Annotated in this window: 22 protein-coding genes and 1 pseudogene; 16 read left to right on the forward strand and 7 right to left on the reverse strand. The window is 62.5% G+C overall.

Annotated features, from left to right (window positions below):
* Positions 1 to 69 precede the first annotated feature (69 nt).
* The 4 genes from KBY73_RS06825 (at position 70) to KBY73_RS06840 (ending at position 4,121) form a co-directional block, all read left to right on the forward strand.
* On the forward strand, positions 70 to 1,437 hold the full coding sequence (locus tag KBY73_RS06825) for a PAS domain S-box protein (RefSeq protein WP_254936345.1): 1,368 nt from the start codon (positions 70 to 72) through the stop codon (positions 1,435 to 1,437).
* 14 nt (positions 1,438 to 1,451) lie between these two features.
* Positions 1,452 to 1,817: an STAS domain-containing protein gene (locus tag KBY73_RS06830; protein WP_254936346.1), complete on the forward strand. Its 366-nt coding sequence runs from the start codon at positions 1,452 to 1,454 to the stop codon at positions 1,815 to 1,817.
* Between the two features lie 61 nt (positions 1,818 to 1,878).
* Positions 1,879 to 2,976, forward strand: a complete 1,098-nt coding sequence (locus KBY73_RS06835) for an ATP-binding SpoIIE family protein phosphatase (protein WP_254936347.1) — start codon at positions 1,879 to 1,881, stop codon at positions 2,974 to 2,976.
* Positions 2,964 to 4,121 (forward strand): adenylate/guanylate cyclase domain-containing protein, encoded by a 1,158-nt coding sequence (locus tag KBY73_RS06840; RefSeq protein ID WP_254936348.1) that lies wholly within the window; start codon positions 2,964 to 2,966, stop codon positions 4,119 to 4,121. Before KBY73_RS06835 ends, KBY73_RS06840 begins: the two co-directional genes overlap by 13 nt.
* Before the next feature lie 429 nt (positions 4,122 to 4,550).
* Here the strand turns inward: KBY73_RS06840 and KBY73_RS06845 are convergent, their stop codons facing one another.
* Positions 4,551 to 5,414: an alpha/beta fold hydrolase gene (locus tag KBY73_RS06845; RefSeq protein WP_254936349.1), complete on the reverse strand. Its 864-nt coding sequence runs from the start codon at positions 5,412 to 5,414 to the stop codon at positions 4,551 to 4,553.
* Positions 5,415 to 5,586: 172 nt separating this feature from the next.
* Between KBY73_RS06845 and pdeM the strand changes: the two genes are divergently transcribed.
* Entirely contained in the window at positions 5,587 to 6,288 is a 702-nt protein-coding gene (gene pdeM, locus KBY73_RS06850; protein ID WP_396096739.1) for a ligase-associated DNA damage response endonuclease PdeM, read from the forward strand.
* An 18-nt stretch (positions 6,289 to 6,306) separates the two neighbouring features.
* Here the strand turns inward: pdeM and KBY73_RS06855 are convergent, their stop codons facing one another.
* The gene (locus tag KBY73_RS06855) at positions 6,307 to 6,744 is read right to left on the reverse strand and encodes a CBS domain-containing protein (RefSeq protein WP_254936647.1); all 438 of its coding nucleotides are present in this window, start codon (positions 6,742 to 6,744) and stop codon (positions 6,307 to 6,309) included.
* Positions 6,745 to 6,822: 78 nt separating this feature from the next.
* On the opposite strand from KBY73_RS06855, the gene KBY73_RS06860 reads away from it, so the two are divergent.
* Positions 6,823 to 7,350 (forward strand): CDP-alcohol phosphatidyltransferase family protein, encoded by a 528-nt coding sequence (locus KBY73_RS06860; protein ID WP_254936351.1) that lies wholly within the window; start codon positions 6,823 to 6,825, stop codon positions 7,348 to 7,350.
* Positions 7,351 to 7,381: 31 nt separating this feature from the next.
* Here the strand turns inward: KBY73_RS06860 and KBY73_RS06865 are convergent, their stop codons facing one another.
* Genes KBY73_RS06865 through KBY73_RS06880 form a run of 4 tightly spaced genes read right to left on the reverse strand, consistent with a single transcriptional unit; the run spans position 7,382 to position 11,397 of the window.
* Positions 7,382 to 8,629: a phthiocerol/phthiodiolone dimycocerosyl transferase family protein gene (locus KBY73_RS06865; RefSeq protein WP_254936352.1), complete on the reverse strand. Its 1,248-nt coding sequence runs from the start codon at positions 8,627 to 8,629 to the stop codon at positions 7,382 to 7,384.
* Positions 8,626 to 9,552, reverse strand: coding sequence for an oxidoreductase (locus tag KBY73_RS06870; RefSeq protein ID WP_254936353.1), 927 nt, complete (start codon positions 9,550 to 9,552; stop codon positions 8,626 to 8,628). Before KBY73_RS06870 ends, KBY73_RS06865 begins: the two co-directional genes overlap by 4 nt.
* A 45-nt stretch (positions 9,553 to 9,597) precedes the next feature.
* Positions 9,598 to 10,515, reverse strand: coding sequence for an NAD-dependent epimerase/dehydratase family protein (locus KBY73_RS06875; protein WP_254929579.1), 918 nt, complete (start codon positions 10,513 to 10,515; stop codon positions 9,598 to 9,600).
* 60 nt (positions 10,516 to 10,575) lie between these two features.
* Entirely contained in the window at positions 10,576 to 11,397 is an 822-nt protein-coding gene (locus KBY73_RS06880) for a substrate-binding domain-containing protein (RefSeq protein WP_254936354.1), read from the reverse strand.
* 222 nt (positions 11,398 to 11,619) lie between these two features.
* On the opposite strand from KBY73_RS06880, the pseudogene KBY73_RS06885 reads away from it, so the two are divergent.
* The 9 genes and pseudogenes from KBY73_RS06885 to KBY73_RS06925 form a co-directional block, all read left to right on the forward strand.
* Positions 11,620 to 11,820 (forward strand): annotated as a pseudogene (locus KBY73_RS06885) (TIGR02450 family Trp-rich protein); the annotation flags it as partial.
* 30 nt (positions 11,821 to 11,850) lie between these two features.
* Positions 11,851 to 12,615 carry a 1-(5-phosphoribosyl)-5-[(5-phosphoribosylamino)methylideneamino]imidazole-4-carboxamide isomerase gene (hisA, locus tag KBY73_RS06890; protein ID WP_254936648.1) on the forward strand — a complete coding sequence of 255 codons (765 nt, stop codon included), beginning with the start codon at positions 11,851 to 11,853 and terminating at the stop codon, positions 12,613 to 12,615.
* 160 nt (positions 12,616 to 12,775) lie between these two features.
* Positions 12,776 to 13,138, forward strand: a complete 363-nt coding sequence (locus tag KBY73_RS06895) for a transcriptional repressor (RefSeq protein WP_106501595.1) — start codon at positions 12,776 to 12,778, stop codon at positions 13,136 to 13,138.
* 90 nt (positions 13,139 to 13,228) lie between these two features.
* Positions 13,229 to 14,848, forward strand: a complete 1,620-nt coding sequence (locus KBY73_RS06900; RefSeq protein WP_254936355.1) for a DUF3685 domain-containing protein — start codon at positions 13,229 to 13,231, stop codon at positions 14,846 to 14,848.
* Positions 14,849 to 14,888: 40 nt separating this feature from the next.
* Positions 14,889 to 15,503, forward strand: coding sequence for a thylakoid membrane photosystem I accumulation factor (locus KBY73_RS06905; protein ID WP_254936356.1), 615 nt, complete (start codon positions 14,889 to 14,891; stop codon positions 15,501 to 15,503).
* Entirely contained in the window at positions 15,503 to 16,876 is a 1,374-nt protein-coding gene (gene fumC, locus KBY73_RS06910; protein ID WP_254936357.1) for a class II fumarate hydratase, read from the forward strand. Before KBY73_RS06905 ends, fumC begins: the two co-directional genes overlap by 1 nt.
* A 78-nt stretch (positions 16,877 to 16,954) precedes the next feature.
* Positions 16,955 to 17,587 carry a PAS domain S-box protein gene (locus KBY73_RS06915; RefSeq protein WP_254936358.1) on the forward strand — a complete coding sequence of 211 codons (633 nt, stop codon included), beginning with the start codon at positions 16,955 to 16,957 and terminating at the stop codon, positions 17,585 to 17,587.
* On the forward strand, positions 17,472 to 18,647 hold the full coding sequence (locus KBY73_RS06920) for a bifunctional diguanylate cyclase/phosphodiesterase (protein ID WP_254936359.1): 1,176 nt from the start codon (positions 17,472 to 17,474) through the stop codon (positions 18,645 to 18,647). Before KBY73_RS06915 ends, KBY73_RS06920 begins: the two co-directional genes overlap by 116 nt.
* A gap of 91 nt (positions 18,648 to 18,738) precedes the next feature.
* Complete coding sequence (locus KBY73_RS06925) at positions 18,739 to 20,295, forward strand: haloacid dehalogenase-like hydrolase (protein WP_254936360.1); 1,557 nt, start codon at positions 18,739 to 18,741, stop codon at positions 20,293 to 20,295.
* Positions 20,296 to 20,310: 15 nt separating this feature from the next.
* Here KBY73_RS06925 and KBY73_RS06930 read toward each other — a convergent pair whose 3' ends face one another.
* Positions 20,311 to 21,693, reverse strand: coding sequence for a PhoH family protein (locus tag KBY73_RS06930; protein WP_254936361.1), 1,383 nt, complete (start codon positions 21,691 to 21,693; stop codon positions 20,311 to 20,313).
* 94 nt (positions 21,694 to 21,787) lie between these two features.
* Between KBY73_RS06930 and KBY73_RS06935 the strand changes: the two genes are divergently transcribed.
* Positions 21,788 to 22,984: a F420-0:Gamma-glutamyl ligase gene (locus KBY73_RS06935; protein WP_254936362.1), complete on the forward strand. Its 1,197-nt coding sequence runs from the start codon at positions 21,788 to 21,790 to the stop codon at positions 22,982 to 22,984.
* Positions 22,985 to 23,014: the final 30 nt, after the last annotated feature.

Genomic DNA, 23,014 nt, shown 5'->3' on the forward strand with positions numbered 1-23,014 from the left:
AAGACATCCACCTGCCCATGTCACGTTTGCTAACTGCAAGCAGCCAGACCCTTAAGAGAACTGCGCGTTTTGCCCAATAAAGCATTTGCGGTTCCAGAACATAGGCATGATCTCAATGGTGGGCGTGTGACAACAACAGGCAAGAAAGCTCCAAGCCCGGCGATCGACACCACTAGCGGCCAGGAACTTTTTACGGCTCTCAATCGCTCCAAGGCCATGATCGAATTCGATCTCAAGGGAAGCATTTTGAGCGCGAACACCAACTTCTTGCAGCTGATTGGCTACAGCGAAGCAGAATTAATCGGCCAACATCACAGCATATTCATAGAACCAGCCGATGCAATTTCCAGTGAATACAAGCAACTATGGACGAGCCTTGCCAAAGGCACCATGAGGGAAGGCGAGTATCGCTATATCGCCAAAGGAGGCAAAGAGGTATGGCTACTGATAAGCTACAACCCCATCCTAAACAGTGGCGGCAAACCAGACAAGATAATTGGTCTTGCCACCGATATCACTGAAGCTAAAAATAATGCTGCGGTCGCCACCAGCACGATGGCAGCGATTGAAAACTCCATGGCAGTTATTGAATTCGCTCCTGACAGCACCATCCTGCGAGCCAATCCCATCTTTCTTGAGGTAATGGGCTACGGTGAACATGAAGTGGTCGGCAAGTTACACCGAATATTTGTTGAAAAAGACGAAGTGTTATCTACCACCTACAAACAGTTTTGGATGTCATTATCGAGAGGAGAGCGCCAGCGTGGTCAATTCAAACGCATAACTAAATCTGGAGATCCTGTCTGGCTAGAAGCTTCTTACAACCCGATTCTCGATGCCGGTGGCAAGCTGTTGCGAGTGGTGAAGTTTGCCTACGACATCACAGCTCAGTTCAACCAAGCCGTGGCACTGATGGGCGTCAAGACTGCCGAACTGGAAGCGGCCCTTGAGGAGGCCAAGGAAGCAGAACGGGTGCGACTTGAGCTGGACCGCACCCTGCAGGAAATGTCAACCCCGGTCACCCCAATCTGGGACGAAATTCTGCTACTGCCGCTAGTTGGCATTGTGGATTCCACCCGCACTGACGACGTCATGCGTAAAACCCTCGATCGCATCAGCCAGACCAGCTCAAAGATGTTCATCCTTGATATCAGCGGTGTACCAACTGTCGACACCGCCGTAGCCAATCAACTGATAAAAATCACTAAAGCAACCCGTATCATGGGCTGCGAGACCATTGTCTCCGGCGTGTCATCCTCGATAGCCCACACCATCGTTGAATTGGGAGTAGACATCAGCGAACTGCGTACCACTGCCACACTCCGCGATGCATTTTCCACCTGCCTAAGCGAGATGGGAGTACTCGATCTTCAGAAAGGCAGGTCATCTTCGCGACCTCAACACCAATATCTACATCGGCAACGTACCTACCGCTGAAGGAGACTTGCTCCATGGCCAGCCCCGTCAATGACATCCGCACATCTATGGCGGCAGTTGATGGGCTGCTGGTGGTCTCTCTGCCCGGGGAACTATCCGATTTGGTGCTGAATCGGATAGTTGAGGATGTTACCCAACGGGTAAGCCAAGAAGCCATCAGAGGGGTGATTCTAAATCTCAGCACCGTCACCCTGCTTGACATGACCGAGTTCCAGGTATTGCGACACTTGGTGCAGACCAATGAAGTGCTCGGAGTGCCCACGGTGTTGATGGGGATTCGCCCTGGCATCGCTGCCTATCTCTGCCAAATGCCGATCAGCATCGACGACCTCATCTTCCGGGTCGACATGGCGAGCTCCCTGGAGGCATGTAATGCATAACGTCAATACCCGGCACTACAGGATCCAGCGGCGCTCCGACGTGCAGATTGCGGCAGTATCTATGCAGCGAAAGGATTACTACCCAAGCCTTAGCAGCCTGGATCGCAGCAGCCTCGGCACCGTGATCGCCGAACTTGGCACCAATATCCTCAAATACGGAGAACAGGGAATCATTCGCATCAGCGAGGTGGAAGATGGCCTCCGCATTGGAATCCTGATCGAAGCAATAGATAAGGGTCCGGGCATACCAGACCTAGATCGTGCCCTTGAAGATCATTTCAGTACAGGCAACAGCCTCGGTCTGGGATTGCCAGCGGTTAAGCGCATGAGTGATGACTTGGCAATCGTCAGCAGCCCAGGCAAAGGCACAGAGGTGCGGGCGCTGCGCTGGATACGTCTGCCAGCCGTACAAATAACAAAAACACATACCAACAGCTCGGCTTCCCTGCCACCTGCAAGCCATCGAGAGCAGACCATCGACCTTCGACCCCAAGCTGGCAATAGCCCTTGCGTACTGAATTTTGAGCAGCGCATCCGGGCTTGCTACCCGGAACGCGTCAGTGGCGACCAAATATTGACAACGAACCATGCTCATCTATGGCTGCTGGCAGTAGTGGATGGCTGTGGCCATGGTCCAGGGGCCCACGCGGTGGCTCATGCCGTAGTGGAGGGGATGCAGCAGCGTTTCGAGCAGTTGGCCGCTGAACTCTCCACCATTGATGCCACAGAAACAAACCTGGCCCCAGCCTGTCCGGCTGAGCAGTGGTTAAGCGAGCTGCTGCGCACGGCCCATCAACTCGCCTGCGGCAGCCGAGGGGCAGCCATCGGCCTCTCCTTAATTGATACCCAACGCTGGGAGATGTGGTTCAGCGGCATCGGCAACACTCGCATACTGCAATTCAAGCCGCGGGGATGGACCGGAGTAAGTCGAGATGGGCAGCTTGGTGATCGCTTCCCCACGCCGATGGTGCAGCACTTTCCCCTAAACAGGGGCGATACAGTGGTGCAGTTTTCAGACGGGCTGCGTGAATCTCAAGTGCGTCAGCTACGTCAAAACACAGATCCCAAGCTGCCAATCGCCGCGCTGGCAGATCTATTGATGAGTCAGGCCCTGCGCAGTGATGATGCCAGCGTATTGGTGATGGGATGTCAAGCCTGATCTCGCTGGGTCGAGTGGATATGCAAGAGGCTACTTCACTGGAGGAAACTCGCCACAAGATGCTGCGCATCCTTGGACTGCTAGAAGCACGGGAAACCCAGCTAATTCCCTGCTTAGCGCTTATTTCAGATGCCTTGCGCTGGTTTTTGCACTGGCAAGCAGATGCGGCGATCGAGCTCTATCTGCAATACCCAGAAAGATCCCCTGCCGAAACTGCCAAATTGCTGGTGCGCCTAGTTGCAGACGGCGTCGATTACCCCCTGCCACCTCATCTCCAGCAAGTGATTGTGCGCGAGACCATCGGCGTAAGCAGCCAAAATATTTCTAATCGACACGACTACGTCATCCCAATCGAGCTATGGCGGAAGCCAACTGAAGATCAGATACAACTAATCGGCCATATCTTCACCGAACTGAGTCGCGACGAATTATTTGAAGCCCTCAAAAGCGAAAAGGCTAAGGCCGAAGCGCTTCTCCATAACATGCTTCCCGATGTGATTGTCGAACGGATTAAGGGAGAGGAGGGAACGATCTACGACTACCACCCCTCAGCCACCATCCTATTCAGCGACATGGTGGGTTTCACAGAAATAGCAAGCCATATGGATGCTCACCGAGTTGTGTCTCTGATCGACCATATCTTCCGCTGCTTCGATGAGCTTTGCGATCAGCGAGGGGTTGAGAAGATCAAAACAATTGGCGATTCCTACATGGCTGCAGCTGGTGTACCGCTCGCGACAGAGGACCATGCCGAACGGATCGCCGACCTAGCCCTAGACATGCTGGCGACTCACAGGCAGGTAGTAATAGAGGAAGGCGTGTCGATGGATATCCGCATCGGCATCCACACCGGACCGGTGGTGGCCGGTGTCATCGGCCATCGCAAATACGCCTACGACCTCTGGGGCGACAGCGTCAATGTTGCTAGTCGCATGGAGTCGACAGGTATCCCTGGTGAAATTCAGCTTTCGATCGAAACCCAGCGATTACTGCCGCCGCGCTTCCGCTGCGACATCCGCGGCAACGTAGCCCTCAAGGGACACGGCTCGATCGAGGCCTTCCTCCTGCGCGGACGCTCCAATGACAGCGCCCAGCCCAGCAAAAATGAGGAGCGCCGCCGCTGGCAGCGCCGGCATGGCGCTTAGTAACTCCATGATCGGTTCAACGCCACTCCCGAAGCCTTGACCTTGAAGCTCTACGACAGCGGCGCCCGCATGCCCGCTGGTATTTGGAGAATAAGGGGATAGCCTACCGCGAGAACTACATTTATTACTTCCAGGAGCACATTCCCGTATCCAGCAGCCCCTCTCAGGCCCCTTTCCGGCTACGTAAAACCAAATAATACTGATATCTGGCGAAGCCCATTGCAGTCGATCTGGGGCGAGTTTGTACGGAACGGTTCAGTAGCCATCCCACTAATCCTGACCGGTGGTAAACCCATCCGAAACAATTAATGGTTGGTCTATCCCAAGGGGAACAAGGTTTACGTTGAGACGCTGAAAACAACCTGTATTGGCAAGAAAGGTCAAGTGCTGGGTGTGCTCGGTATTTCTCACCAGATCAAGCCCTGACAATTACTCCATGCCCTCCATTGGACCTCTAGCGCTTTCGTGCTCCTGCAGGAAGCGCTCCAGGCAGGCTCCGTAGACCTCGGGCCTCTCCAGCAGCGCGTGATGGGCCGCTCCGGGGATAATCTCCAGCCGTTGCTGGGCCAGGTGTTGCCAGCCCTCCATCGAGCGAGGGGTGACGAAGTCGTGTTCCGCCGCGAGCAGCAACACTGGCAGGGTGAGGCAGCCCAGGCTTGGCTCCGTCGCGCACCAGTCCGCAATCACATCAACGCCGCGCCAATGGTTACCGGGGTGACCTGGGGCGTAGGCAGCCAACAGCTCCGGTGGTCGCGGCGTCGTTCTGCAGACGTGGGTCGCATCAAAGCGGGCGCCGTCACCATCGAGATGCGCGAGCAGGGCTGCCACCTCCTCAAGCAACACGGGCACCGAGCTGGGCACATTGGAGAGGGTGAGCGAGCGCGGCACAGGTAAGCCACTGTTTGAGGCGAGCGCCTCGCAAGCAAGGATGCCGCCAAACGACTGGCCGTAGAGGTGATAGGCCGGCTCGCCCCGCTGCAAGGGAATAAACCGCTGGGCCGCCATGGCTTCCACCACCTCAACTAGGTCCTGCACGGAGGCCGCGATGGAGTACTCCTCAACCTCGGGGCTGGGCCGCTCACTGCGGCCACACCCCAGTTGGTCGAAGAAAAGTACCGGGCGTGGCAGTTGGCCACCAAGGGGAAATAGATAGTCGCTGGGAACTCCTGGTCCGCCGTGACATACCAGCAGGGGCAGGGCAGCTGAAGAGCTGGCAGGGAGGTGTTGCCCAACCCAAAGGCGACAGCGACCGGCACGAACCGGCAGAAAAATGGAGGTCAAATCAGGAAGCATTTCTGACTCATCCGCTGCAACCATTTCGGTGAATTCGCCTGTGGTTTATTTCTCTAAGCAGCTGGTCATGCGCACCAGCAATGCCAATGGGGCCGCCCAGGGTCCAGATGTGATCGGATCAATCCTGTAGCACCAGCGTTACCGATGATGGCCCCACACGCTCCCACGTCCGATGCGCCCAGGGCATGGTGTGAACGCAGACCGAAGCGCTGTTGCAGCAAGCGTCGGCTTTGACTGGCGGGGCCAGACGCTTCAGCTGCTTGGCGCCAAGGCGGCGTGGGACCCCCAGCGCCGGGCCCTATTAGTGGCGGATTTGCACCTGGGCAAGGCGGAAAGCTTCCAGGCCCACGGCATTCCCCTGCCCAGCGATGGCGACGGCGAGACCCTCAATGGGCTGCTGGAGTTGGCCCATCAGCTAGAGCCCCAGCAGGTGGTGGTGCTGGGAGACCTGATCCACAGCCGCCTAGGGCTCACCGGCCAACTCCGGGCCAAGCTGGCAGCGCTACCGGAACTGCTGGGCTGCCAGCTGCGCCTAATCGGCGGCAACCATGAGCAGGGCAGCTGGATCGAGGGACTGCCGCAGGAGCCATCCCAAGCCCTAGGCCCCTGGTGGCTGAGCCACATTCCAGAGCCGCGGGCGGGCATGCTCAACCTCTGCGGCCACCTGCATCCAGTGGCGGTGGTGGGCCGGGGTGCCGATCGGCTGCGGTTGCCTTGCTTCAGCTACTGCGAAACCAGTGAGCGGCTAGCCCTGCCCGCCTATGGCCGCTTGACCGGAGGCCATCCCTGCTCCCCAGGGGAAAGGATCTGGCTGGTGGCAGAGGGGGCCATCGTTGCTTGGCCTCAGGGCTCAAGGCAGCTGGCCCGGCCCTGATCGGCTGATACTCCTGCCTTAACCCGCTGCCGCCAGGGCCCTCACCACATCCCCGCGGGTGAGCACACCCACCGGGCGGTGCTCGCCATCCAGGACAAACAGGCGTTGGGTGCTGCGCTCATGCAGCAGGCCCGCGGCTGCCGGCAGGGGCAGCTCGGCGCTGCAGCTGTGGGGATGCTGGCCCATCACCTCGCCCACGGTGCTGCCGAGCACCTGGTGCACCTCCTTGTCCCAGTTGAGCGGATTGCGCAGGTAAATCACCGCATCGAGCAGCATTACGTAGGGGCCGGGCTGGAAGCCGCTCTCGCGCACCATCAGGTCTTGCTCGCTGAGCTCGCCCACCAGGGCGCCACTGCCATCCACCACCGGCAAACCGCTGATGTGGTGCTCGCTCATCAGCTTCACAGCATCCTGCAGGGGACTGTCCGCTGTGACACTCAACACCGGTGCAGACATCACGGCAGAAACCAGCTGTTGCACCACGGGCCAAACAAGACGACTGGAGCCATTCTGGGGCCGAGCACGGCAGACACCATGGCGACGCAACGGATACGCCAACTGGCCGACGGCCTCACCGTGGCCCGGGCCGTGCTGGGACTACCGCTGATCGTTGCCCTGGCGGGGGGCCAACCAGCCCTGGCCTGGTGGCTGCTGCTACTGGGCGGCCTGAGCGACTGGGCCGATGGCGCCCTGGCACGCCGGGCCGGCGGCGGCTCGGTGTGGGGCGCCCGCCTCGATCCCCTCACCGACAAGATCCTGATCAGCGCGCCGCTGCTGTGGCTTGGAGCAGAGGGGATCCTGCCCCTGTGGGCGATCTGGCTGCTGCTGGCCCGGGAACTACTTATCTCTGGCTGGCGCGCCGCTGAAGCCAGTGGCGGCCCGGCCTCCTTGGCCGGCAAGCTCAAAACGATCCTGCAATTCACCAGCCTGCTGCTGCTGCTCTGGCCCAACGGCTGGGGTTTCGGACTGGCGGCGGCATTCCAGAGCGCGGGCTTCTGGCTGTTCTGGCCGTCGCTGCTGCTTGCGCTGAGCTCCGCCTGGGGCTACCTACGCAAGCCCTAACTCAAAGCGTCTTTTGCTGGCATCCATTTATTTATCCAAGTGCCACCAGCCGCTTTTTTGTATCTGCCAGCACCGCTGTGGCCCGAGCGTCGCCAAGTTGCTGCTCGATGTGAAACAGGGTGAGGCTGAGCTGATCTCGAAAGCTGAGGGCACCGAGCACCGCCAGGGGCTGATGCGGCAGGGCGATTGGTTCAACGTTGGCCACAAAGAACAACCGCGCCAACTCCAGTTCCCCGTGCTGGGCCTGCACTGGCACGCGACCAAGATTGGTGATCAAGCCCCCTTGGCGCCAGCTGCGCTGCCAGAGCTGGTGTGGGGTGGGGCCGTCCTCAAGCGCCGCAGCAATCGTGTTTAGGGCCCGCAGGGGCGAGCCGGAGCTCAGCTGCTGCTGCAACACCCCATGCAGTTCGCTGGCCAGCTGATCGAGGCTTGAATCGGGATCCACCTCAACCGATGTATCCACACAAACGCGCAGCAGCCGCATCAGCTCCCAGGGCAGGGGCGGTTCAGCCAGGCTGCGTAAATTCACCACGGTTGTGGCTGTGGTTTTCGCAGGTAGAAACCCATCTGCCACCAGCGCCTGCAGGAAACCAGCGTGCAGGGTGGCATTAAGGCGCAGACCCCTCTGGCGAGTCCAGGCCAGCACCGCCGCACTGGCTTCGGCGCTGAGCTCCTCGAAGACGTAACTGGTGCTCAAGCCGGTGTCCCGCCGCTCCGGCAAAGAATCCACCGCGCCAGCCCCCTGGCCTGCGCTTGCAAAGGTTTGCCCTAGCTCAGGGGTGTGGGCATCCCAATCGACAGCTGGCCCGGGACTGCCAACGCCGCCAGCGGCAGCGAGTAGGGCAAACAGCTGCTGCACCAAAGCCATGGCCGAGAGGCCATCGGCGATCGCATGGTGAAAGGTGAGCAGTAGCTGGCCCCGCTCACGCCCCGCCAGCCAGCTGACGCGCCAGAGGGGCTCGCCGCCGCCGCCAAAACGCTGGCGCAGGGCCGCCATGGCAGCTGGCTTCCAGGCCCCTGGGGCTGGGCTCCCGTTGGGATCATCCAGCCAGTGCAGCACCTGTATCTCGATGGCGGCCGGGGTTTCAGCGAAGTGGCAGTGGTCGCCATCCCAAACCAGCGTGCTGCGCAGCAACAGGTGTTGCTGCTGAAGGGAGGCGAGGGCCCCCTGGATCGCATCGGCTTCGAGGCAACCGCGGTACTCGGCGATCACCGTGAAATTCATATTGCCGGAGCTGCCCGCATCCTGCAGACATTCAGCGCGCTCCAATACATTCATGGCGCTGCAGCCCCAGCAGTGAGCTCCTCGCTGCGCTGCCAGAGCCGCTGGCGCTGATCGACATCGAGGGCAGCGGGGGCAATGCGCACCTCGGTGGGCCAGCCCCGCATGCCACCGAACTGATTTGGTCCGTAGTGACCCCCTGGGGTGGCTTCGGGTGCGGTGGCGGCAAACAACTGGGGTAACGCTCCCATGGCCGCGCTCTGCAACAGCGGGCCCATCAGCCGGTAGGCCAGGGGTTCAAACCACGACCCATTGGCAGCCACCGAGGCCAGCTGAAGATTGGTGCGGGCAAAGCCCGGATGGGCCGCCAGCGACAACACCGCCTGGCCCTGATCGCGCAGCCGCTGCTGCAGCTCTAGGGCAAACATCACATTGGCGAGCTTGCTCTGGCCGTAGGCAGCCCAGCGGTCGTAGCGGCGCTCGCCCTGTAGGTCGTCGAAAGCAATGCGGCCGAAATACTGGGCCCCAGAGGTCACGCTCACCACCCGTGCATTCGGGCGGTCTGATAGCAGCGGCAGCAGGGCCAGGGTGAGGGCGAAATGGCCCAGGTGGTTCACACCCAGCTGCATCTCGAAGCCGTCGGGGGTGAGCTGCCGCGGCAGGGCCATCAGTCCGGCGTTGTTGATCAGCAGATCCAGCCGGCCGTAGCGATCGGCCAATTCCGCAGCGGCACGGCGCACGCAAGCCAAGCTGGCCAGATCAAGCTCCAGCAGCTCAACGGCACCACCCCCGCTAGCGGCCGCTGCCGACAATTCACCCTTGGCAAGCTCTGCCCGGGGCAGGCTGCGGCAGCCGAGCACCACGGTGGCGCCTTTGGCCACTAGCGCCCGCGCCGTTTCCAGGCCCAGGCCGCTATTGGCGCCGGTGATCAGGGCCAAGCGTCCGGCCTGATCGGGAATCGAGTCGGTAGTCCAGTTCATGGCAGGAGCCTATGGAAATAGGCCTCACAGCTGCGGCAAAGAAGCTCAGCCGATCAAGGCCTCGTCTGCGGAGAAATCAGGGCTGGTGGGAGTCCGCAGGGCGTAGTCGTTGGTGTAGCTGTCGGCGATGGTGGCCTCAAGGTCAAAGGCCGGCTCCCAGGCCAGTTCACGCCGCACCCGGGTGGTGTCGGTGAGGAAGTGGGCTAGGCGCAGCGGGAAGGCCTTGCGGGCTTTTTTATCGAGAGCAGCGGGATCGAAGCTGCGGATTTCCACAGAAGCTGGCTCCTTGCCGGCCGCCCGGGCCGCTGCCTGCACCAAGCCGCGGAAGGTGACGCCCTGGCTGCCGGTGCAGTTGTAGATGCGGTTGGCGGCGGCATCCACCTCGATGCAGCGAGCCATGGCGGCGGCTAGGTCTGCCACATGGCCCAGCTGGGTGATCGTGCTGCCATCACCGGGTAGGGGCACGGGCCGGCCATGCACGATGCGATCAAAAAACCAGCTCTCCACAGGGTTGTAGTTGCCCGGCCCCACGATGTAGGTGGGCCGGAAGCTGGTGAATGCGATGCCCTCGCTGCGCAGCCAGGCTTCGGTTTCGGCCTTGCCAGCGTGGCGGCTGGCAGGATCAACGGGGCTGTTTTCATCGAGGGGCCAAAGCTCGCTGTCGGCATAGACGCCAGCCGAGCTCACATAAACAAAGCGATGGGCCGGAGGCCCGGTGCGCTCGATCACAGCGCGGGAATCCTCAAGGCTGCGGCCCGAGCTATCGACGATCACATCAAAACTGCGACCCACCAGCGGCTCCAGCCCCCCAGCAGTGCTGCGGTCGCCGATCAGGTGCTCCACCCCAGCCGGCGCTGGCTTGTTGCCACGGGTAAATAAGGTGAGGGCATGGCCTTCAGCCTGCAGCCGCTCCACCAGCGGTTTGCCCACGAAGCGGGTGCCGCCCATCACCAGGATGTTCATGCTGCTGCCCACGGGGCCGCGAAACTGGGCGTCATTCAAACCCCCGGACAGCAGAGGCGTTTACTCCACCACCGTTATGCCCGTGTCGATCCGCTCGATCGGTGGCGCCGCCAGCGTCTGCTGCCAAAGGGACAAGATCGACCAGTAGCCCTGGGCCCTCGGCTTGGTCGCCACGCTGGAGTTCACCACACCGCTGCGTATTTGGCCCACCAGCTCGGGCAGATCATCAATACCTACCGCCTGCACACGACCCTGGGCCCCCAGGCTGGCGATGGCACGGCCGATGCCGATGGGCCCGCTGGCGTCGCTGGCCACCCAGCCCCGCAGGGCCGGATGGGCCTTCATCGTCGCTAGAGCCTGCTGCTCAGCGGTGGCGATGGAGTCCTGATCGCTTGGGGTGGCCACCACCTGGATGCCGGGAAAGCGGCGGAATACCTCCTGATGGCAGCGAAATCGGATCGCGTGGTTTGGCGCCGTGGGAACCCCCTGCATGATTGCCACTTCACCGCGACCTGCCAGCAGCTTCACCAGGCGCTCAGAGGCAATCTGGGCCTGCTTGCAGTAGTCGTTGCCCACGCTGGTGATCGGCAAGCCGGCCGGTGCTTCGGAATCGAAAATCGCCAGCTGAATCCCCTCAGCCCGAGCGCGGACAAGCAGGGGAGTTAGGCGGCTGGCATCGAGCAGATCGATGAAAATTCCATCGGCCTTGGAATTGATGGCCCGGCTGAGGATCGCTTGTTGCTGCTCCACCGTGGCCTGGGCCGGGGGCTGGTAGTCCACGGTCACCGGCCGGCCGGTCTGGCTGGTAATCATTCGAGCCGCCGCCAAGGCCCCCAGCCGCACCTCCTCAAACCAGGGGTGACTGACCTTCGGAACCAGCACAAAACGCAGCGCCGTTTTCGCCGGTTCCGCCCTGACGGGCATCAACATCGCTCCTGCAGCGACGCCTAAGCAGGCGAAAACCCTGACGGCCCTACTGCCGATTCCGCCTGCAAAGGAGGCCTGTCGAACTCGGGCCATAGGGCGCACAAATGGGGTTTCTAATTTTGGCCGCCAAGACGGCGCCTTGAACCACACTTTGGTTCTGGTTTGCCCCTTTCAGTGATGCGTCTGGCCAAGGCCTACACCGCCCAGCCCGCCACCATCACGTCGTGGCCCGCCGGCAGCCGCGGCTATCGCCACTTCTCCCTGCTGGGGGAGCGGGGCCAGGGCGCGGAACGGGCCGTGGAACTCCAGGCGGTGCTGGAGCGGGGCTTTCGGCTGGTGGTGCCGCTACGGGAGCTGCGCAACCGGCAGCTCTGGCAGCCTGGCTGGCAGCAATTGCCTCCAGCAGCCATGCAGATAATTCCCGCCATCGACCTGCTCGATGGCCACTGCGTGCGGCTGCACCAGGGCGACTACGACCAGGTAACCCGCTTCTCCGACGACCCAGTGGCCCAGGCCCTCAGCTGGCAGCAGCAGGGAGCCAGGCGGCTGCACCTAGTGGATCTAGATGGCGCCCGCAGCGGCCAACCGGTCAACGATGCGGCCGTGAAGGCGATCACCACCGCCCTCAGCATCCCCGTGCAGCTGGGGGGTGGGGTGCGCAGCGCCGAACGGGCCGAGGAGTTGCTGAGCTTCGGACTGGATCGGGTCATCCTCGGCACCGTGGCTCTTGAGCAACCCGAATTAGTCGATGAGCTGGCATCGCGCCATCCCGGCCGGATCGTGGTGGGCATCGACGCCAAAAACGGCAAGGTGGCCACCCGCGGCTGGATCGAAGAGAGCAGCACCGAAGCCACCGCCCTAGCCCAGCGCTTCTGCACCAGCGGCATCGCCGCAATCATCAGCACCGACATCGCCACAGACGGCACCCTGGCGGGCCCCAACCTCGAAGCCCTGCGGGCCATGGCCGAGGCCAGCGCCGTGCCGGTGATCGCCTCCGGCGGCATCGGCAACCTGGAGCACCTGCTGTCGCTGCTGAGCCTGGCGCCCCTAGGGGTGGAGGGGGTGATCGTGGGCCGGGCCCTCTACGACGGACGGGTGGATCTAGCTGAAGCCCTGCAGGCCATCGACGAGGGCCGCCTGCAGGATCCGACCACTGACTCGATTATGGCTTGAACAGACAACCTGCCCCCATCGCAAAAGCGGATCGCTTGCGACCTGCCCTATAACAGACTGAGTCTGTTTTGAGGCGTGTCGCGTGATCGCCGGCGCCCTTCCCCCTACCAATCCTTCACCCTGCGTAGACGACGTCTATCAGCGCTGCCGCGACTTGGGCATGAGGCTCAGCCGCCAGCGCCGCATGGTGCTTGATTTGCTTTGGGTTGAAAAGAGTCATCTCAGCGCCCGCGACATTTTTGAAAAGCTCAACAACCTGGGCCGCAATATCGGTCACACGTCTGTTTATCAAAACCTTGAAGCCCTGCAGACCGCTGGCGTAATCGAGTGCCTCGACCGGGCCAGTGGCCGGCTTTACGGCTATCGCAGCGATCCCCACAGCCACCTCACCTGCTCGCAATCAGGCGCCATCCAAGACCTAGACGTCGAGCTGCCGCGCGAGTTGCTCGACCAGATCGAGCGCCGCACCGGCTTCGCCATCGAGACTTACACCTTGAATCTCACCGGCCGGCGCCGCAGCTGAATCCTCGCGCCGACCCAGGACTGGAGAATCCGCTCCAGCATCGGTACCTTTGGCGCATGCCATCTCCAAACCCATGAGTTCGTCAAACCCGTGAGTTCGCAGCTGCTGCTGTTTGCCGAACCGCTGCTGCGGGATGGCCTCACCCGCCTGCTCAAGGCTCAGGCGGGGCTTTACAGCGTCGCTGAGCGGCCAGAGCAACTGCACGGGCTGCCCCAACTGGTGATCTGGCAAGCCAGCAGCGGCGACCTCCAGGGCGGGCGCTTGGCAGAAGAATTGCTGCGCCTGCAGGAGCGCTGGCAGCCAGCTCCCGTGCTGCTGCTGCTGCCTGCAGCCCATGGTCTAGGCGGTGATGCCCTGCTGCAGCTGCCGGCGGCTGGAATCCTCGAATCGCCCGAGCCCCAGGAGTTGCTGGCGGCCCTCGCCACCCTGCTGACCGGCGGGCGCGTGCTGGCAGCGGCGGCAGGCAGCGCCTCCCCCCGCCCAGCAGCCAGCCCAGCAGCCAGCCCGGCCCTCGGCCTGGGCCAGTGGCTGCTGATCAGCGGCCTGCAGCAGATCGACGCCGACCTAGCTGCCATCAAGCGCCTGCTGACGCCGCCACCCACCAACTTGGTGCAGCTGCTGGTGCTGCAGGGCCGCCTGCGCGAACTCTCGGCAGCCCGCGAGCTGCTGCTGCTGCTTTGGGGGCCGCTGAGTGTGGCCTGGAGCGCGCCCGATCCCTGCCCCAGCAGCCCGCAGCCCGTGCTGGCGATCACCCTGCAGCAGCGCAGTGCCGACGGCATCTGGCGCACCATTCGACAGCGGCTCGAGGCCGGCAGTGGTGCCGAGCTCAGCAACCAAAGCGGCCAGCTGCTGGCCTTGGAGGGCCTCAGCCCCGAGCGGCGGCGCGACCTGCTGCTGGCCCTGCTATGCCAACTAGACAGCCTGCGCCAGCGGCTACTTGCCGACCCCGCTCCCCTGCAGGAGCGCTGGGAGCAGTGGCAGCCCGAGCTGCGCCAGCAGGCCATGCGCAGCCTGGTGAATTCCTACGTGCAGCTGCCCTGCGAAGGCAGCCTGCTGCCGGTAGCCGACAGCCTGCTTCGCAGCAGCGATCTGACGGGCCGCGACCCGGAGCTGCCCGAGGCCCAACCGATGCTGGCCTCCCTGGTGCGGGCCCAGCCCCTGCTGGTGGATGGCCAGCTGCTGGCCGCCGACGAACCGCGGGCCGTGCTCTACCTCGAACTACTAGTGAGCAACTGGCTGGTGCGCAGCGCCGAACTGGTCAGCGCCGAGCTGCTGGCCAGCTGCGCCAGCTGGCCCGAGTTGCGTCGCTACCTGCTCCAGCCCGAGCTGCTCGCCACCCGCAACCTGGAGCGGCTGCGCAACCAGCTCAACGCCCAACTGCGTTGGAGCAGCTGGGTGGAGCGGCCAATCAGCCTCTATGAAAGCCGCCGCCGGCTCTACTGCCTGCGCGATGGCGCCATCGACTGCCAGGAGCTCACCGAACCCCGCGACGCCGAACTGCGCCAACTGGGCTGGCTGCAGCAACTGGTGACCCTGGCGCTGGAAAGCCGTGATGCCCTGGCCCCCCAGGTGCAGGGCCTACTGCGAGGCCTCGGCGATCTGGTGGTGGTGCTGCTCACCAGGGTGCTGGGCCGGGCCATTGGCCTGGTGGGCCGGGGTATTGCCCAGGGCATGGGACGCGGCATCGCCAAGGGCGTGGGCCGCAGCTGACGCCCCGCCACAATGGCTTTAATCGAGCTTGCAAGCCGGCATGGGGCGAAATCAGAACGGGCAACAGGGGATCGGGGCACGGGCCTCAACCCTTGGGCACATCCTGCGACTCCTGCTCAGTTCCGCCCTGGGGCTGCTGCTGGCGGCGGGCCTGGTGGGCCTAGGTAGCCGCCCCGCCCAGGCCTCGCTCACCAACAACAGCTACGACGGCAACATCTACGCCCTCTACGCCGGCAACGGCTCCCTGGTTCCGCCGCGCAGCAGCCTTGCCCAGGCCCTCGCCGACCACCGCACCACCGTTGTCGTCTATTACCTCGACGACGACGCAGCCAGCAAGCAATTCTCGGCGGTGGTCTCGGAGCTGCAGCGGGTGTGGCTCAACAACATCGAGCTGATTCCGCTGGTTACCGATCCGCTCCAAAACCGGGCCGACACCGGCCCCAGCGATCCGGCCCACTACTGGTCGGGCCTGATCCCCCAGGTGGTGGTGTTCAACAGCGAGGGGCAGGTTGTTTTCGATGAGCAGGGCGCCGTGAGCGTCGATGCCATCAACGCCGCCGTCAGCCAGGCCACCGGCATCCCCCTACCCGAGGGGGGCACCACCAGCACCACCGAAAGCTTCAACGAACTCAATTCCGAGGTGGTGAGCCGCTGATGGGCCGCCTTGAAAGCGACAGCATGGGCGCCATCGAGGTGCCCGAGCAGCATTACTGGGGCGCCCAGACCCAGCGCTCAATCGAATATTTCCCCTTCGGCCAGACCATGCCCCTGGCGGTGGTGCATGCCTTCGGAGCGCTCAAGGCCGCCTGCGCTGAGGTGAATATGGCCAAGGGCAAGCTCAGTCCCGAGCTGGCCGCCCTGATCGTGACCGCTGCCGAGGAGGTGGCCTCCGGCCGCCTCGACGCTGAATTTCCGCTCAAGGTGTGGCAGACGGGCTCCGGCACCCAAACCAACATGAACGTCAACGAGGTGATCGCCAACCGGGCGATCGAAGCCTCCGGTGGGGTGCTTGGCAGCAAGAGCCCGGTGCACCCCAACGATCACGTCAACCTCAGCCAATCCAGCAACGACACCTTTCCCGCCGCCCTGCATGTGGCCGTGGCAATTGAACTGGAGCGCACTCTGCTGCCCGCCGTAGAAGCGCTGCGCGCCGCCCTGGCCGTAAAGGCCGAGGCCTTTGCCGCGATCATCAAGATCGGCCGCACCCACCTGCAGGATGCGGTGCCCCTGAGTCTGGGCCAGGAATTCGGCGGCTACGGCGCCCAGCTGGATCTAGCCCTGGAAACCATCCGCGCCAGCCTGCCCCAGGTGCGCCAGCTGGCAATTGGCGGCACGGCGGTGGGCACCGGGCTTAATGCCCCCAGCGGCTTCGGTGAGGCGGTGTCTGCGCGACTGGCCGAGCGCCTAGGTCTGCCCTTCACAAGCGCGCCCAACAAATTTCAGGCCCTGGCCGGCCACGAGCCCCTGGCCGCAGCCCACGGGGCCCTCACCGTGCTGGCCGGCTCGCTGCTGAAGATCGCCAACGACATCCGCTGGCTGGCCAGTGGCCCCCGCTGCGGCCTGGGCGAGCTGGTGATTCCGGAAAACGAACCGGGTAGTTCAATCATGCCGGGCAAGGTCAATCCCACCCAGGCCGAGAGCCTGACCATGGTGGCCGTGCAGGTGATGGGCAACAACACGGCCGTGCAGCTGGCCGCCAGCCAGGGCAACTTCGAGCTGAACGTGTTCAAGCCAGTGATCGCCCACAACGTGCTCGAGAGCATCGAGCTGCTGGCCGGGGCCTGCACCAGCTTCCGCGCGCACTGCATCGAGGGGCTCAGGGCCAATGAAAGCCGCATCGAAACCCTGCTGGATCAAAGCCTGATGCTGGTCACTGCCCTCACCCCGGCGATCGGCTACGACCGGGCCTGCGCCATCGCTAAGCACGCCCACAACCACCAGCTCAGTTTGCGTGAAGCCGCCCTGGTGCTCGGCGAGATCAGCGCTGAAGAGTTCGATCGCTGGGTGCTGCCCGCGCAGATGGTCTAGAGCTGCCAAACCCAATAAACCTGCCAGCATTAAGGAAGTGGGTTCTTCCATCCACGGACCAAGCGGAGAGATAAGGCCATGCCCCAACTTTTGAGCGACAGCGCCTTTGCTGACGCCGGCATCCCGATGGCCTTTGTTCTTCCCAGCGCCGAGCGGGGTGGCCTGGGCTTGATCCAGTCGGCCAATGGGGCCATGGCCTTTTTTACCGGCCGCTCCATGGAGGAGCTGAGGGGGCTGGCATTTGCAGAGCTGGTGCACCGCGACGACGTCGCCCTCGGTGAAGACCTGATCGCCAGGCTCCGCAGTGGCGCGGTGGAGAGCTGCAGCTTTGAGAAACGCTTTGAGCACGCCGATGGCCATCGCACCTGGGGGCTAGTAACGGTGGCTCAGGGCCACGACATCGGTGGCAGCCGCCAGGGGACCTTGGTGCTTCAAGTGCACGACATTTCCGAGCGCAAACATTTCGTCGGCCAGCTGGAATACTTCGCCGACCACGACCCGCTCACCTCCCTCTACAACCAGCGGCGCTTTCGCATCGACGTTGACCGCCAGCTCGCCTACGGCCGCCGCCACGGCAGTGGGGGGGGCTGTGTTGATGCTCGACCTCGACAACTTCAAGGAGGTCAACGACCAGTACGGCCATGCCGCCGGAGATGCCCTGATCATTGCGGTGGCCACAGCCCTGAGCGGCAATTCGCGGGAAACCGATGAGGTTGCCCGCCTGGGAGGCGATGAATTCGCCGTGTTACTGCCTGAATCAAACCTGGCCGAGGCCGAAAGCCACGCTGAAAAGCTGCTGCGCGCCATCGCTTCGGTGGTAGTGGAAGGAGCCGGCCAAGGCATCACCGTGGCCGCCAGTTGCGGCGTGGCCGGCTTCAGTAGCGATGACGGCCAGTGCGCCGACGACGTGCTGATCAACGCCGACCTGGCGCTCTATCAGGCCAAGGAATCCGGCCGGGGCTGCGTCAGGGTGTTTCACACCGACAGCGGCCTGCACGAAAAGGTGACTGCTCGTTTGATGTGGTCAGAGCGGATCCGAGAAGCCCTTGATCATGACGGTTTTGTGCTTCACGCCAAGCCGGTGATCGAGTTGAAAACCGATGCGATTGCCTTCTACGAGCTGGCAATCCGATTGCGGGCCCCAGGTGGGATTTTGATTCCGGCGGCGGTGTTTCTCTACACAGCCGAGCGCTTCGGCATGGCCATCGACATTGATGAATGGGTTACCGGTCAGGCCATCACCCTGCTTGAGCAGACGAAGACTCAGCCGCCCCTCGCCCTGGGTATAAACATCAGTAGCGCCTCGCTGCAGGGGGATCGTTTCCTGCAATTTCTGCAGTCCCATTTGGCAGCCACCAGCTTTCCCCCTGAGCTGCTGATCTTCGAGCTCACGGAGGCTGTAGCGATGGCCAACTTGCAACGGGCCCGCCAGTTTGGTCAGGGCCTGGCCAAACTCGGCTGCCGGCTGGCGCTCGACGACTTCGGCGCCGCCTTCGGCAGCTTCTACTACCTGAAGCACCTACCCGTAGACCTGCTCAAAATCGCTGGCGAATACGTCCGCGGCCTTGGCACGGCAGATGACCCCGCCGACCGCCTGATCATCGAGGCGGTAGTGAAACTTGCCAAGGGACTCGGCACCCTGGTGGTGGCTGAGTTTGTTGGCGACCTTGAAACCCGCCAGGAACTGCTTGCCATGGGGGTCACCCTGGGCCAAGGAGCCTTCCTGGGGCCATCGCGCGACGTTCACGACATCCCAGCCCTCCAGCCTTAGGACCGCCAGCAGGCCTGACCCTTGGCCTACGAAAACCTGCGCCGGCGCAGACAACCCATAAGTTGTGACTATTACCCCCAGCACTACGCCGATGACCCTGACTGCAATCAACGTCCTGCTGGAACCAGATGCTGCCACGGTTGAGAAAGCAAAGGCGATAAATGCTCGGCTGCGAGAGAACTACCCAGCCAGCTTCCCCCTAGATGCCAACCACGCGCCTCACATCACCATTCTCCAGTTATTTATAAAAACTGTAGATCTGGGCCAAGTAGCAACTGCCATTGGCAACTTGCTGCGTAGCGAGCCACCGATCAATATTGAAGGCAAAGCCACTGGCTACTTTGAATTAGCCAGTGATAATCTCAAATTGGTGGGATTCCATATCGAGGCGACTCCCTATCAGCATCAACTTCAGCAAAAAATTATCGCCGCCACCGCACCATTTGCCGTGAAATACGGCACAAGTGATGCCTTTGCACCTCGCCTTGACGGCGATGCAATCAGCCAGACAACTATTGACTACGTGACCAACTTCGGCGATGCGCGGACCGGCCCGAACTATCAGCCCCATCTGACCCTGGGCATTGGCACAAGTGATTTTGTTGAAGCTTTAGTGGCAGAGCCATTTGAGGCCTTTAGCTTCCAAACAGCCTCCGTGAGCCTTTACCAAATAGGTGATTTCGGTGTCGCTCAAACAAAGCTATACGACTTCTCTCGCCAAGCAGATCCGCTGCCCTCCTGGAATGAAGGGCAGATCAAACAAGCTATTTTTGCATTCATCGCCAAAGTCACAAATAAAAACTCACCCGCATACCTGCCCCCAGCCGAACGCATTGCTGTGCATGACAATGACGGCACGCTCTGGCCGGAAAATCCGCTGCCTTTTCAGGCAGCTTTTGCCATCGACGAGCTGAAGCTGCGCATCCTCACCGAGCCGAGTCTTACCTCAAACCCCATGGTGCAAGCTGCCTTAGACGGCGATCTTGCAAAACTCCTGGAAGGTGAACACTTCGATGGCCTGATGCAGATCCTGGCGATCACCCATGCAGGCATGACGGTAGAAGAATTTCGAGATGCCGTACAGGCATGGTTTAGATCGGCCAACCATCCGCGCTATGGCAGTGCCTATGGCGAGCTCACCTACCAACCCATGCAGGAGCTCCTTCGCTACCTAAGCGACAACGGCTTTAAGAACTTCATTGTTTCAGGTGGCGGCGCCGACTTTATGCGGGCCTGGGTGGAACAGGTTTACGGCATACCACCAGAGCAAGTTGTTGGCTCGACTTCGCGGGCCGTATTCGAACTGCGGGACGGCAAACCAGTAATCACCAAAACCCTTGATTACTTGTTCGTAAACGATAAGGCCGGCAAGCCAGTTGGCATCCATCAGTTTATCGGCCGCAGACCTGTAATTTGCTGTGGCAACAGTGATGGCGATCACGCCATGTTGCAGTACACCACGATCAACAATCCTCGCCCCAGTTTAGGGCTGATCGTCCATCACACCGACGCTGAACGCGAGTATGCCTACGATGCCAAGACGACCAGCACCGGCAAGCTTGTAGAAGCCCTAGAGGAGGCTCCCAAGCAGGGCTGGCTAGTTGTGGATATGAAGCAGGATTGGAACGTCGTCTTCCAACCCCAATGAAGGGGACTGGCCGCCCTACAGCAAATTGGCGGCCAGCTCGGCCAGTTCACTGCGCTCACCCCGCAGCAGGGTCACGTGGCCGGCGAGCCGCTGGCCCTTGAAGCGCTCCACCAGCCAAGTGAGGCCGTTGCTTTCAGCATCCACGTAGGGATTGTCGATCTGGTAAGGATCCCCGGTGAGCACAATTTTGGTGCCCTCGCCCACCCGAGTCACGATCGTCTTCACCTCATGGGGGGTGAGGTTCTGGGCCTCGTCCACCACCATGAATTGGCGCGGAATCGAACGACCGCGGATGTAACTGATCGCCTCCACCTCGAGCAGGCCCATGCCCTTGAGGTCGGTCCAATTGCTGCGCGGCCCGCGGTGACTGCCACCAGCCCGCGCAGCACCCCGCCCCTCCTCCTCAGTGCCGCCGAGCAGAAAGTCGAGGTTGTCGATGATTGGTTGCATCCAGGGACCCATTTTTTCATCCAGATCCCCAGGAAGAAAGCCGATCTCCTTGCCGAGGGAAATCACCGGGCGGGTCACCAGCAGACGCTCGTAGAGCCGCTCATCGGCCACCTGGTGCAGCCCAGCGGCCAGGGCGAGCAGGGTTTTACCGGTGCCGGCCTTGCCCACCAGGGTGATCAGCTGGATGCTGGGGTCCAGCAGCAGATCAAGGGCAAATGTCTGCTCCCGGTTGCGGGGCTGGATGCGGCCGAGCTTGGCCTTGGGCGCCCGCTGCAGCGGCTGCAGGCTGCCGGTGGCGGCGTTGTAGCGAGCCAGCAGGGTGTGGGCCGGCTGGGCCCGATCGATCAGGGTCACGCCCTCGTTGGCCTGCAGCGGCGCCTCCAGCACCAGACCCTCCACCGCCAGACCTGGCGGCAGCTTGACCCGATCCATCTGCTCCGCATCCACCCACACCTCACAGAAGCCGGGATATAGGTCTCTGATTGCAACTCGGTCACTGGTGTAGTCCTGGGCGATCAAGCCCACCGCATCAGCTTTGATGCGCAGGTTGGTGTCCTTGGTAACGAGCACCACCGGCGGCTGGCTACCCAGCACCGCCTGCAGGCGCTGCTCCTCTAGGGCCACCGCCAGGATGTTGTTGTCGCCGCTGCCGCCCTTGAGCTCGGGCGGCAGCTGGCTAAGGGTTTCGGCCCGGCAAAACACCACCTTGAGCGTGCCGCCCTGTTCGCCATTGGGTACCCCATCGGCCAGGTTGCCATGGGCGCGCAGAGCGTCCAGCAGCCGCGATACCTGGCGGGCATTGCGTCCCTTTTCAGCTGGATCCCGTTTGAAGCGGTCGATCTCCTCGACCACCTCGATCGGGATCAGGATGTTGTTGTCTTCAAAGCGGGTCAGGGCTGCCGGATCGTGCAGCAGCACGTTGGTGTCGAGCACGAAGGTCTTACGCATGCCGATCACCGATTCCGTGATGGCGAGAAATTAAGACCACTAGGCCATTTACGCTCCGTCGATTCGTGCCTCGTCGCAATTGGCGCCTTCGCCCATGGCCTCATCGCTTGCCGCACTGGTTCTGCTCAAGCTCTTGCTGGTGTTGGCCCTGCTGCTGGGCCTCAGCCTGGTAGTGCTGGAGCTTCGCCATCGCCTGCGCCCCGCCTCGCCGCTGCGGCTGCGCGCTGAAGACTTCCGCGTCGAAGCCGGCAGCGATGGCCTCACCGTCTCCGGCATGGTGACGATCCACAACCCCCACCACCGCATGGAGGTGATGGTGCCGGAGATCGAGCTGCGGCCCACCTTGCTGGGTCGGGGCGACCTGGCAGGCGTCACGGTGTCGAGTCGAATCGAGGCGCTGCATCCGGATGAGGAATCCCGCCCGGATGGCTACTGGGCCGCCTACATAGTCAAGGGGCGCAAGAGCACCAGCGCCCGCATCCAGATCAGCCTGAGCGGCCCCCCGGGCCAGTCCCTAGACCAGCTGCTCGACACCCTCTGGCTGGAAATTCTCTGGGTCAACTACGGCCCCTTCGGCCGCCTCCATCGCCGCGATGGCGTGTTGGTACCGCTGCAGAAACCCACTCCCATAGCGCCCCAATCGGCCCACTGGCGCGACGGTGATCGCTGCCGCGTGCTGCCGGTTGGCACCCACCTGCTCGGCGTGCTCGACGACCCAGAAGCCGTGCTGCGCCGCTACGCCGGCGAGCTGATCCAGCCCGGCGATGTGCTCACCATCGGCGAAACCCCCCTGGCGGTGATGCAGGGTCGCTATCACCACCCGGCCACCGTTCAACCGGGCGCCCTGGCCCGGCTGCTCTGTCGTGGCTTCCACCCCACCAGCTCCCTGGCCACCGCCTGCGGCCTGCAGTCCTTGATCGATGTGGTCGGTCCGGCCCAGGTGCTGGGCGCCTGGCTGATTGGCCTGGCCCTGAAACTTGTAGGAAGCAAGGGCTGGTTTTATCGCCTTGCCGGCGACCAGGCCCGCCTGATCGACGACATCACCGGCACCACGCCCCCCTACGACCAGACGATTGTGCTCGGTCCCCAACAGCCCGCCGCTTTCTGCGCCGCCATGGCCCGCTCCTTGGGCGTGGCCGTGGCGGTGGTAGACGTCAACGATCTGGGCCGGGTCAAGGTGCTGGCCTCCAGCCCGGGCTGCGATGAAGCCCTGCTGGAGCGGGCCCTGCGTCCCAACCCGGCTGGTAATGCCAACGAGCGCACCCCATTGGTGCTGGTGCGCCCCAGCTGAGCCCCAGCCCAGCTAAGCCGCAGCCGTCTC

Source organism: Cyanobium sp. Tous-M-B4 (genome assembly GCF_024345395.1).
GTDB lineage: Bacteria > Cyanobacteriota > Cyanobacteriia > PCC-6307 > Cyanobiaceae > Cyanobium_A.